Here is a 12,224-nt window from a genome sequence, read left to right as displayed (position 1 = left end):
TTCGAACCTCATGGATGGAACGAGTCGTTCGATGGCCGCCAACCGATATGTTCAAATAAAGGAACTAGGATGCCTTAGATCGTTATTCCCCGTCATTTCCCAACAAATAAAGGAACTCAGTTACGTTACTAGTGCTGTTACCATGCCGATTCAGCTTTATATATCGAGATAGCGAACCTCAGTTCCTCTATCTGGAAAAAAGCCATCCCGCCTGCGGACCTGATTCTGCAGAAAAGGATGGCTTCTTTCGTTCATATATATGAATTTGCATTGAACCAGGATCTTGTGTCACTTTTTACATTTGTTCGTCGAGCACACCTGGAACGGGAGGGAACGGTCATAGCCGCCGCCAAAATAGCCATCGCCGAGCTGGCCGTAGGTATTATTCCCCCAATCCCATACGGTTCCGCCGCTTTGGACCGCCAAACCATGGAGAGGGCCCGCAGCAACGGAAACCACGGAACCCAGCCGGGTTACCTGAACGGGAGCGGAGCTGCTTGTCGTGGTTCCATTGCCGAGCTGCCCGGACGAATTGTATCCCCAAGCCCATACGGTTCCATCGTTCTTCAGCGCCAAGCTGTAGTCACTGCCGGAGGAGATCGCAGCGGCTGATGCCATACCAGTTACTTGAACGGGAGAAGGACTGTTAGATGCCGCGGTTTCACTGCCGAGCTGTCCGCTGTCATTCGCCCCCCAAGCCCACACGGTTCCGTCGCTCTTCAGTGCCGAGCTGAACGTATTGCCTGCAGAGACGGAGACGACCGAACCGAGACCGGTCACCTGTACGGGAACGGTAGATTCCGTGTAGGTTCCATCCCCGAGCTGCCCCGACCAGTTGGCTCCCCAAGCCCACACGCTGCCGTCGGCTTTGACCGCGAGGCTGTGTCCGGAGCCCGCTGCCACAGCGACAACCGAATCGAGAGCCTGCACCTGAACGGGAGTGGAGCGAGAATCGGTGGTTCCGTCGCCGAGCTGGCCGTACGTATTCCATCCCCAAGCCCACACGCTGCCGTCGGCTTTGACCGCCAAGCTGTGCGAGGAGCCCGCTTCCAGAGCGACAACCGAATGGAGACCCTGGACCTGCACGGGAGTCAAGCGATCATAGGTGGTCCCGTCGCCAAGCTGGCCGAAAAGATTCGATCCCCACGCCCAAGCCGTTCCATCACTTCTGACCGCGAAACTGGCGGCTCCGCCGGCCGAGATGCCGATTACCGAATCGAGGTTCTTCACGGGAATGGGGGAATAACGGTCGGTTTTCGTTCCGTCCCCGAGCTGCGCGTGCTGTTGGCTCCCCAAGCCCACACGGTTCCATCCTTTTGGAGAAAGAGAGAATGACCAGTGCCCCCGGCAGCAGCCTCCACAGGAGTCTTGGAACGGTCTGCCGCCACCGCCATGTTGGCTGTCAGCGCAAGAGAGAGATAAACGACTGCAAACAATCGAATTAGTCTTTTCATGGATTTTTTCCTCCGGATCAATAGAGTATGGAGTGGTCGGGGTCACTATGGATCAATCGATGCGCGGTGTTTGCACGCTTTTCCTTCCTTCACACCTCGAGCACCACCATCTGATGACAATCGATCTTCGGAACGCGGAAGCGAACCGCGCCCTCCGGGTCACTATCGAACGGCAGCTCATCCAGCTGCGGGGCAAGGGATACCCGCTTCACCGGGACCCCCACCCGGATCGTGACCTCCGTGTCATACAGCGGAATCACATCCTCGATGACCTCAATCCCGCCGCCACGGCGGACCGGAGAGGCATACAGCAGATGCGCCACATACCGCTTCTCTGCGGGCTGCTCCATCAAGGTGACGATCCCCTGTGCCGGGAGTTTCGTCTCCAGGGTCCGGCCGGTACCCAGCAGCCGGTCCAGCGCATGCAGCACCGTTTCCTTCTGGGCCAGACTCCCCTTCAGGGCATAATCCTCGAAGACGTTCCAAGCGATATAGATGCCGTCCCGGCCCTCGACCATCCCGGGGCCGCCGTCCTCCAGCGTGCTCGGCGTATGCTGATGAGAGCAGAAGGTGAACGCATCCCGGTTAAAATAAGGGTTCTCCCGGACGCCCAGCACGGTGCAGACACCTGCCGTCTCTACCACACGCCCCTGAGCATAAAAGACGTACGAGGCCTCCGGCAGGCTGCGGAGCGCAAACGAAGGGCGGAAATAATCCGGCACATACCGATTCACGCCCACGTAGCGCACACCCAGATCGAGGACAAAGCCGGTGCCCTCCGGGTTCAGACCCGAAGCGCCCGTGGCTAGCAGTCTGCCTCCCCGCGCGGTATAAGCATCCAGCTTGGCCTTCAGCTGACCTGATACCGGAATATGATCCGGGAGAATCAGGACGCGGTAGCGGAAAAAATCACTGTCGGGATCAATCACGTCGAACAGCAGCTTGCCCTCGAGCAGAATGCGGACCGCACCGCTGTCGCTCACGTTCATACGTTCATCGGGTGCCCTCCCCAAGCGGGATTGCACCGCCTCCACGGAGAGCAGCGCGACATCCGCGACATTCCGGACTCCCGTGCACCAGGGCTCCTTACGCTCCACCTCGGCATAAGCTGCCCCGATGAGCGAGTAGGAGGCCTTGTCCATGATCCCGGACGGATGCAGCTGGTCGCCGACGGAGCAGCGCGCGCCGTTCGCCAGGCTCAGCGATGTCTCATACCGGAGCGCATTCGGATGCTTGTAGCCTCCGAACTCTCCCCAGGACGTATGGAATCTGCCGGTCATGCCGACATAGGGCATGCCGAGTCCCTGGACATAACGGGCGGAGAGGGGGAAGTGGTCGTATCCCCAGCCCCCGGTAAGCAGCGATTCCAGCTCGAGATGGGTGTTCATCCCAGCCAGGTCCCGGCGTCCCCGCTGGATATGGCCGCCGTTATGGAAGACGGGAAGACCCGGCTTCACGGCATCGACCGTCTCGCGGACCCGCCCGGCATAGGCGGCATACGTGCGCTCTCCGAGCTCCAGCACGGCTTCCGCGTCGCGCGGGTCTTTGCCCTCCGCCAGCAGGGCGGCCCTGCAGGTGTGGCAGGAGCAGCTGCGCACCCCTGCAATGTCCAGGAACAGCCCGTCGGCATCGTAGTGGCGCACCACCTCGTCAATCTGCCGCAGCAGAATCTCAAGGTAGGGGGAGTTCAGACAGAGCAGGTGATAGCCGGGCTTCATGAACCCGTCCACCCAGCTCGTACGGTCGTCCGCGTCACGGATGAGCCATTCGGGATGCCGGCGGGCCAGCTTCTCGTCGAGTCCGGCGGAGAGATACACGGGCGTCCGCACGCCGATCTCATGGGCCGCATCGATCATGACGCCGAGCAGATCGAACTTCAGGTGGGGGTGCATTTCATTGGCCATCGAGGGATGGTAGGCCCAGCCGTGGTGGCACTTGGAGAATAGCGTGATAGAGTCGACATGGCCGAGCCGGAGCATCTCCTGGAACTGACCGGGATCGAAGCGATCCCCGATGCCGGGAATCGCCTCCGAGGTATGAAAATCGAGATGAACCTGACGAAATCGCATGAACCATTCCTCCCGGGATATGCGGCCGCCCTTGCGTTATTTGCTGCCGGCCGCCTGGTACCAATCGTTGACTTCCTTCGTGATCTGGTCGCCTCCGGAGGATTTCCACTTCGCCACGAAGTCATCGAAGGCCGTCAAAGGCTCCTTGCCGTAGATGATCTTGGTGAACACTTCGTTCTCCATCTTGCGGAGGGCTTCCATCTTCGTGCTCATGGTCGGTGTCGAGGCCCCCTTGAACTCATTCTGGATCCCGAACGAGAGCTGCTTCTGCATGATCGAACCCGGCACATGGGCATCCTTGTAAGCCACGTTCCCCTGGTCGAAGCCGTCCCTCGGAGCGGCCCCGGAGGCAAGGTGGGCGAGGGAGTTCACGTTCCTCTCCGGGATCATCGGCGTGCCGTTGCCGAGCAGGATCTGGTCGACCCGCTGGTCGGGCACGGCCACCGGCGCGCCGTTCTCCATCTTGTAATCATAGCCTTCGATGAATCCGTTCTCGACATCCGACCCTTTCTCCTTGCCGCCGGCCTGGAGCATCTTGTTGAGATACACCTGGAGCGCTTCCGGCGTCTTGTACTTCTTGTTGATCAGGTAGACGCCGAGCAGGGAATCGCCTCCGTTGAAGCCCGGCTTGCCGCCCGGACCGGCAGGCAGCATGACCGGAAGCATGCTGGAGCCCGGCACGTTCTTCTTCAGGTCCGGGAGCGGCCAGATCGGCAGCCAGTATGGGCCGTCGATGACGCCTGTTCGGCCGGCGGTCACGAGCTCGGAGGCCTTCGCGGGATCCTTCATGGCGAACTCCGGATCGAGATAGCCTTTCTCATACCAGGAGCGTAGCTTCGCGAGCGCCTCCTTTGCTCCCGGCTGCACCGAGCCATACTGCAGGCTGCCGTCCGCGCCCTTCAGCCAATAGGTCGGGACGGTGCCGTAGGCGCCGAAGATCCACCCCGTGCTCGCGAATCCCTCCAGCCAGTTGTTCTTCACGCCGAGCGCCAGCCCGTACGTATCCTTTTTGCCGTTCCCGTCCGGGTCCTTGTTCACGAAAGCATCCATGACCGCCTCCAGCTCATCGATTGTGCCGGGCGTCTTCAGGTTCAGCGTCTTCAGCCAGTCCTCCCGGAGGTAGAGCACGGGGGAGTTGACGTACGGGTCGGCGGTGTGCGGGATGCCATACCGTTTGCCGTCTCGGGCCGCGAAGGCCCACAGCTCCGGATGCGCTTTCAGAATCTCCTTGTAGGCTGGAGAAGCATGCTTCTCGAAGACTTCGCCGATATCCATGAACTGGCCGGTCTCGATCAGATCGGCGAGGATGGAGCGTCCCTTGGCGTCCACGCTGACATAGACCACATCGGGCAGGGGCTCGTTCCCGGAGAGGGAGAGGCGCATCTTGGTCAGGCAGGCGTCGTTCTCCCACGGCGTGGTCCACAGGTACTGAATCTGGATGCCGAGCTTCTCCTTGACCCAATCGAGGCCGACATTCTGCTCAAAGGATTGGTTCTCCTTGTATTTGTAGGTTGCGCTGTAGCATCCCCACGAGGTCATGGTGACCGGCGGATCGAACCTGCCGCCCTTCAGCACGGAAGCGGGCGCGGTGTCTCCGCCGCTCCCGGGCTCCCCCGTCCCTGAGCATGCCGTCAGGAGGCCTGCCGTCAGCAGGACGGCCAGCGCCGCTTTGCCTGCCCGCGGTTGGTTTGGGCTTCCCACATGAATTCCCCCTCTTTCCATGAAAACATCCGTTTGCAAGATTTACTTTACTGGAGCCGCCGAAGCCGGTACAGAAGAATTCCTTTACCTTTCGTTATACTTTTTGGAAAGGGGTGGAAGGAACGGTCACACCGTCCCTTCACGGCCGTCCCTGTATTCCTGGGGGGTAACCCCGTAATGCTGCTTGAACACCTTGATGAAATAAGGGGGATACTGATAGCCGAGCCTCGCGGTGATCTCGTAGATCTTGAGCTCGGTCGAGCGCAGATAATAGGCGGCCTGCTCCATCCGCAGCTTGTAAATCGTATCGCTGATGCTCTCGCCGGTTTCGAGCTTGTAGATGCGCGAGAGGTAGGACGGGTTCAGGCCCACATGCTCCGAGATGGCCTGGAGCGAGATGTCTTTGTCCAGCATCTCCTGCGCGAAGCGCTGCACCTTCCGGACGAGCTCGCTGCGGGAATCCCGGGCTTCCCGCTCCATTTCGCCTTCGAGCCGGCTCAGCTTCTCCCTGGACCAGTCCGCCAGCTGCCGCACGGACCGGGGATACCCGCCCGGCGGAAGACCGCCCGAGGCGGACCAGAGACCCGGCACCGGGCGGCCGTGCTTGTGGCTGAGATAGGAGAAGGAGGCGGCGATGCTCCAGAACGCTTCGAGGTGTACATCCAGCGGGCCGCCCGCGAGCCGCTCCACCTCCGCGAGGATGTCCTCCAGCTTGCCCTTCGCCTCGTTCCACCGGCCGCTCTCGAGCAGCTGGCTGAGCGTCGGGGGCTGATAGAGCGACTGCAGGGCTCCGGGCCGGACGCACTCTGCGGGAGGCTCCTGGTAGGTGAAGAGCAGCTCCCTTTCCCGGCCGATCCGGCTGCGGAAGCAGGTAAGGGCGGAACCGTAGGCTGCCGCAAGGCCGCCGGGATACATGCCCCACGGACCGACAAGCAGGGAGAGGCCCGCCTTCAGGTAATTCTTGACGCTGCTCTTCACCTCGGAGGCAAGCTTCTCCAGGAGCTGCTGGCACAGGGCCGGTACGGCCTCCCGCTGCAGGCCGGATTCGATCTCCTCCCGCACCGGCTGGACGAGGAGAACAAGGTAATCCTGCGCATCCCGGCAGGACCAGAGCCGGAAGTAGGGATGAAGCACTTCTTCCGCGATGTTGAGGACGGCATATTCCATGAGGGTCGGGTCGTCCGGTCCGGCATCCGCGGGATCTTCCTCTATGCGGACGATTACCAGGCCGCACGGCTCGCCCGGCTTGAATGGGAGCTGCAGGGTCGCCTGCTTGTGCGCCAGGAGCTCCGGCGCGAACGATTTACCGCTCAGGAGATCGTTCAGCAGCCGGCTCCTCAGCAGCGGGAGATGCTCCCTCAGCGCATAGACGGCGCTCTGCAGCGAATGGCGCGCCTGCCATTCCTGCTGCTTGCGCTCCATGATGCTCCGCAGAGCCGCCGTCACGCTGTCGTTGCGGAACGGCTTCAGGATATAATCCGCCGCCTGAATCTCGACGGCATGGCGTGCGTATTCGAAGTCCGCATGGCCGGTCAAAAAGACGACGCTGATCCCTTTCCACCGCGAACGGATGACGTCAGAGAGCTCGATCCCGGACATCTCGGGCATCCGGATATCCGTCAGGACAATGTCCACGGGGTGGCGGTTCAGAATCTCGAGCGCCTCCTGGGCGGAATAAGCTTTGTGTACGGTCTCGATGTTCAGTTCGGCCCACGGGAGGGAGACCTCCAAGCTGTCGACGACGGACGCCTCATCGTCAACCAGCAGAATGTGGTACACGGGCAGTCAGCTCCTTTCGGTCTTTTTGGCTTACCGGCCATTTCAATTCCACGCACAGGCCGCCCAGCGGGGAAGGGGAGAACGATATGCCCGACTCCGGGCCGAATTCCAGCTGGAGGCGCTGATGCACGTTCCAGAGACCGCAGCCGGTGTTCTCCGTCAGAGGGGTCTGAAGCCTTAGCTCGAGAGAAGCCAGCGCTTCTCCGGAGAGTCCTTTTCCGTTATCCGATACGATCAACCGGCACCAACCCGCCTCCAGTTCCCCCTGGATCTCCACGGTTCCGGCGCCAAGGCGGTTCTCGATGCCGTGCACCACCGCGTTCTCTACGATCGGCTGCAGCAGGATGCGCGGGATCTCCAGCGTCTCCATTTCCTGGGGAATATCTATGTCAAATGACAGGCGCGGCATGCGGAGCTGCTGGATGGACAGGTAGCTGCGGACGAATTCGGCTTCCTCCCGGACCGCTGCGAGCCTTTTTTCCGTACGTGTCGTATAGCGGTAGAAGTCCCCTAGATTCACAATCATGCTCTCCACCGCTTCCACATTGCCGAGGATGGACATCGTCTTGATCGTATTGAGGCTGTTGTACAGGAAGTGGGGATTGATCTGCGACTGCAGCTGCTTCAGCACGGCCTCGCGGGAGCGCAGCTTCTCCTCATACACATGCTCGATCAGCATTTGGAGCTCGGCGGCCATCCCGTTGTACCGGTCGAACAGGTACTCGAACTCGGCCTCCCCGCGGTGCCGGATCCGGTACGAATAGTCCCCCTGCTTCAGCCGCTGCACGGCGCGGACCAGCACCCGGACCGGCGTCTGGACGTGGCGGTGGAACAGCAGCGAGCCGATGAGGGAGATGAGCAGAAGCGAAGCGATCGACAGGTAGAAGATCGTCCGGCTGTTGTGAACGGAGGAGAACAGGGACTCTTCGGGATAATAGTCGGCCAGATACATGCCGAGCCTCTCGGAGTAGACAAGGTACACCAGGAAGCTGCCGTTCTCCGTGCGGATCTCCTGCGTCCAGGAGTGCTGCTCCGGCAGTGAGCGGAGCGCACCCGTGATGATGGGCACCGTCTGCCCGTCGGAGGTGCGGCTTCGGATCGGCACCGTTCCCGGTCGATAGAAGAACGGATCGCCGGGACCGCCGGCCTTGAACTCATCGAGCATGGAGACCAGGCTCCGTTCGGGGAAGCCCACCTCAATGACGAAGGTGGCATCGCGCGGCCGCTGGCGGTAGGAGGCGGGCTCGATCAGGTAGTAGACGAAGCCCGGCACCTGCGTTCCGTACATCGTGAACTTCCGGCGGACCCATCCCGGTTCCAGGGGAGTCTCGAACAGCGCTTCGTCGAAGGGGGACCCGTCCGTTGAGATGACCTCCTTCGTTTCGGGGAAATACAGGTTCATATGGTTCTCCCAGGGGCTTGAGGAGCTGAGCAGCCGGAGCTTCTCGGAGAGGCTGGAGACGCTTTTCCACTTGCTGAACGCATCGGAATCGAGGCCCGAGGCCTGCAGCTCGCTCATCGTCGGATCGCGGGCGATCTGGGCGGAATAGTAGCTCATCTGCTCCAGCTTCGTTTCCACCTGGGACAGGAAGAAGCGGAGCCGGCCGAAGGTGGACTGTTCGATCTCGCGCCGGATATGGCTCTCCGCCACGTGATTGAAGTAGATGTACAGCAGGATGACGGGAAGGAGAAGGACGACGATCAGGACGATCATTTTGCTGAAAATGCTGCCCTTGACAGGCATGGAGACCCTCCCTTCGCGGCTTACCTCATGAAATCATCATGGGATGTAAAGGATTTCTTCTATCAGGCCCCCCGCAACATTAATACAATATAACAAAAAGTGGAAAAGCAAAAGCGAGAAGGGGAGAAGTCCCGTGAGAGAGGCAGACGTTCCCGTTCCAAGACCGAGCGGAGCACCTTTGAAGCCCCAGCCCGTGCCAAGAAAAAGCAAAACCGCCGTGTTCCATCTGATGCTGCTGCCCGCCGTCCTGCTGACCCTCGTCTTCGCCTATCTTCCGATGGCGGGGCTCATCATGGCGTTCCAGGATTACAAGCCCTGGCTCGGATTCTCGGGCTCGCCCTGGGTGGGCCTGGACCACTTCCGCTACCTGTTCGAGAGGGAGGACGGCCTGCAGGTCATCTGGAATACGCTCGTCATCTCGGGGTTCAAAATCATCCTCCACCTGCTGGTCCCGCTCGGGTTCGCGCTGCTGCTGAATGAAGTGCGGCACATGGTCTTCCGGCGGCTGGTGCAGACGCTGGTCTATATGCCGCACTTCCTCTCCTGGGTCATCTTCGGCGGGCTGCTGCTCGACCTGCTGTCCGTGAACGGTCTGGTGAACCGGCTCCTCGCGGAGTTGCTCGGGATCGGCCCGCTTCCGTTCCTGAGCGACGGGGACCTGTTCCGCTGGACCGTGATTCTCACCGATGTGTGGAAGGAGTTCGGCTTCGGCGCGATCATCTTCCTGGCGGCGCTGGCCGGGGTGAACCCGGCGCTGTACGAAGCCGCCGAGATCGACGGGGCCGGTCGTTTCAAGATGACGATTCACATCACGCTGCCGGCGATTCTGCCCATCGTGATCGTGCTGCTGACGCTGTCGCTCGGCAGCGTGCTCAGCGCGAATTTTGACCAGATCTTCAACCTCTACAATGCGCTCGTGTATGACAAAGGGGACATCATCGACACGTTCGTCTACCGGGTGGGCCTGATCGACGGACAGTTCAGCTTCGCGGCGGCGGTCGGGATGTTCAAATCCGTGGTCAGCCTGATCCTGATCGCCTCCGCGTACTGGGCGGCTTACCGGTTCGCAGGCTACCGGGTGTTCTAGCAGAAAGGGTTGTGAAAAAGGAGGTTCCGCGGTGTACTACAAATCCCCATCTTACCGGGCGGCCTATGTGCTGATCCTGGCATTCCTCGGGCTGCTCGCGCTGATCTGCCTGCTTCCCGCCGTCCACCTGCTGGCCGTGTCGCTGAGCGGCAAAGCCCCGGCTGCGGCCAATCTCGTCACTCTCTGGCCGATGGACTTCACATGGGCCTCCTACCAGAAGACGCTCAGCAATGAGAACTTTCTCCGCTCCCTGTGGAATACGGCCGAGCGGGTTCTCCTTGGCGTCGGACTCGGGATGATGCTGACTGTCGTAACCGCGTACCCGCTCTCGAAGGATGACCGGATCTTTCCCCAGCGGAGCCGGTATATCTGGTTCTTCGTGGTGACGATGCTGTTCAGCGGAGGCCTCGTTCCGACCTATATCCTGATCCGCATGCTGCATCTCACGGATACGGTCTGGGCGCTGCTGCTTCCTGCCCTGGTCAACGTGTGGAACATTCTGCTCCTGCTGAACTTCTTCCGCACCCTCCCGAAGGAGCTCGAAGAGGCCGCGCTCATGGACGGGGCAGGGCATTGGAGAACCCTGTTCTCCGTGTATCTGCCGGTGTCGCTGCCCGCGATCGTGACGCTGTCTCTCTTCACGATGGTGACCCACTGGAACTCGTGGTTCGACGGGATGATCTACATGAAGCAGGCCAACTGGCCGCTGGCCACCCTGCTGCAGTCGATCATCGTGCAGGTCGACTTCACCAAGCTGGCCGCGAATCCGGCGGAGCTGTCCGAGCTGTCGGACCGTTCGCTGAAGGCATCGCAGATCTTTATCGGCGCGCTGCCGGTGCTCGTACTGTATCCGTTCCTGCAGCGGTACTTCGTCAAGGGCGTCGTGATTGGCGCCGTGAAGGAGTAGAGGGGAGCTATCCGATTCGTCCAATGCTTTCAGAAAGGATGTCATCCATTCGCTTCGATTCTGCTGGCGCGCAAGCAGTCTATGAAAATAGCGGAAATACGGTGCGTTATTCCCACTTTTCGGTGGTACTCTGGAAGTAGACTAAACGGTGGACACAACTTAAGGAACGACCTTTATAATAAAGACAAACGAACAAAGGTCGAGGTGTGCCATGAGTCAGCAGCGGGAGAGTTACGACAGTGAGTTTAAGAAAAAAACAGTGGAACATATAGAGAAGGAGGGGAAGAAGCCAATTGAGATTGCCCGGGAACTTGGGATTCCGAAAAGTACCTTAAGCCGCTGGATCAAACAGTACGGGAAAAGTGCAGCTTCGGAACAATCACAAGTCTTTGTGGATTACGAACGACTAAAAAAGTTGGAGCAGCAAAACCGCGAACTGCAAGAGGAGAACGAAATCTTAAAAAAGGCAATGCACTTCTTCACGAAAGACCGGGACTGATTTTTTCGTTTATTTATAAACACCGCTTCCAGTACCGTGTCGAGAAGATGTGCTCCGTTTTACAAGTATCCAGAAGCGGCTATTACAAGTGGGTAAAACACAAGCCTAGTAAACGGGAAAAGCACCGGATGTGGCTGAAAAAACGCATCCGGCATCACTTTTACCGTTTGAAGAAGCGCCCGGGCAGCCCCGTGATTACTGCGATTCTGCGAGAGGAAGACGGTTGTGCTGTCTCCTCAAAAACGGTCAGTCGCCTTATGAAAGAGATGGGTCTTAAGTCGATTACGGTTGGAAAATACAAAGCAACGACCAATTCCAACCACAACATGCCTGTTCATGACAATATCCTAAATCAGCAGTTTAAAGTGGAGGCACCCAACAAGGTCTGGGTAACAGATATTACTTATGTCGCCACTGGCGAAGGCTGGCTATACTTAGCCAGTGTGATGGACTTATATTCACGTAAAATCGTGGGCTGGGCTACAGGCGCGCGGATGACTAGGGAGCTCGTGATCGAAGCCCTGGAGCTTGCTTACAAGCGTCAGAAACCGGCCCCTGGCTTGATCCACCACTCCGACCGCGGATCTCAGTATGCAAGCAGTGATTACCAAGAACGGCTGGCAGACTACTTCATGACCGGCAGCATGAGTCGAAAAGGGAACTGCTATGACAATGCGTGTATCGAGTCTTTTCACAGTACATTGAAAAAAGAGCTTGTGTACCAAACCAAGTTTAAAACTCGTAAACAAGCAACCGATGAACTCTATAATTACATCGAGTTTTACTACAACCGAACACGGCGCCACTCCACTTTGGGTTATAAAACGCCTCATCGCTTTGAACAGATGTACCATGAACAAAGAGCAGCTTAGCGTTAAAGGGTTCCTTCATTTTTGTGTCTACTTTATTGACAGAAGTCCACTCATCGGTGATAAAGGAACTCAGATGCGCTATTGTTGGGATGGGTGCGGTTTCCGGACCCAT

9 protein-coding genes and 1 pseudogene are annotated in these 12,224 nt (G+C 59.2%); 4 read left to right on the top strand and 6 right to left on the bottom strand.

Features of this window, described 5'->3' with window-relative positions:
• Positions 1-288 precede the first annotated feature (288 nt).
• The 6 genes from PM3016_RS20585 to PM3016_RS20565 all read right to left on the bottom strand — a co-directional run bounded on the left by PM3016_RS20585 (position 289) and on the right by PM3016_RS20565 (position 8,747).
• Positions 289-1,302, bottom strand: coding sequence for an RCC1 domain-containing protein (locus tag PM3016_RS20585; RefSeq protein WP_014370782.1), 1,014 nt, complete (start codon positions 1,300-1,302; stop codon positions 289-291).
• A complete protein-coding gene (locus tag PM3016_RS40000) occupies positions 1,227-1,394 on the bottom strand; it encodes an RCC1 domain-containing protein (protein WP_238540622.1) in 168 nt (55 codons plus the stop codon). Before PM3016_RS40000 ends, PM3016_RS20585 begins: the two co-directional genes overlap by 76 nt.
• Before the next feature lie 149 nt (positions 1,395-1,543).
• On the bottom strand, positions 1,544-3,523 hold the full coding sequence (locus PM3016_RS20580; RefSeq protein ID WP_014370781.1) for a beta-galactosidase trimerization domain-containing protein: 1,980 nt from the start codon (positions 3,521-3,523) through the stop codon (positions 1,544-1,546).
• Positions 3,524-3,559: 36 nt separating this feature from the next.
• Positions 3,560-5,224: an extracellular solute-binding protein gene (locus PM3016_RS20575; RefSeq protein ID WP_014370780.1), complete on the bottom strand. Its 1,665-nt coding sequence runs from the start codon at positions 5,222-5,224 to the stop codon at positions 3,560-3,562.
• Positions 5,225-5,350: 126 nt separating this feature from the next.
• The gene (locus PM3016_RS20570) at positions 5,351-7,003 is read right to left on the bottom strand and encodes a response regulator (protein WP_014370779.1); all 1,653 of its coding nucleotides are present in this window, start codon (positions 7,001-7,003) and stop codon (positions 5,351-5,353) included.
• Positions 6,981-8,747, bottom strand: a complete 1,767-nt coding sequence (locus PM3016_RS20565) for a sensor histidine kinase (protein WP_014370778.1) — start codon at positions 8,745-8,747, stop codon at positions 6,981-6,983. Before PM3016_RS20565 ends, PM3016_RS20570 begins: the two co-directional genes overlap by 23 nt.
• Before the next feature lie 133 nt (positions 8,748-8,880).
• On the opposite strand from PM3016_RS20565, the gene PM3016_RS20560 reads away from it, so the two are divergent.
• From PM3016_RS20560 to PM3016_RS39150, 4 genes and pseudogenes are all read left to right on the top strand, one after another.
• Positions 8,881-9,834 (top strand): ABC transporter permease, encoded by a 954-nt coding sequence (locus tag PM3016_RS20560; RefSeq protein ID WP_014370777.1) that lies wholly within the window; start codon positions 8,881-8,883, stop codon positions 9,832-9,834.
• Positions 9,835-9,865: 31 nt separating this feature from the next.
• The gene (locus PM3016_RS20555) at positions 9,866-10,741 is read left to right on the top strand and encodes a carbohydrate ABC transporter permease (protein WP_014370776.1); all 876 of its coding nucleotides are present in this window, start codon (positions 9,866-9,868) and stop codon (positions 10,739-10,741) included.
• Between the two features lie 211 nt (positions 10,742-10,952).
• Positions 10,953-11,222, top strand: a pseudogene (locus PM3016_RS39155) (transposase); the annotation flags it as partial.
• The gene (locus PM3016_RS39150) at positions 11,120-12,112 is read left to right on the top strand and encodes an IS3 family transposase (protein WP_420798972.1); all 993 of its coding nucleotides are present in this window, start codon (positions 11,120-11,122) and stop codon (positions 12,110-12,112) included. The pseudogene PM3016_RS39155 and the gene PM3016_RS39150, both read left to right, overlap by 103 nt.
• Positions 12,113-12,224 lie beyond the last annotated feature (112 nt).

This window comes from Paenibacillus mucilaginosus 3016, from assembly GCF_000250655.1.
Classification (GTDB): Bacteria; Bacillota; Bacilli; order Paenibacillales; family NBRC-103111; genus Paenibacillus_G; species Paenibacillus_G mucilaginosus.
The sequence above is the reverse complement of the archived record's forward strand: the minus strand, read 5'-3'. Positions and strand labels throughout refer to the sequence as shown.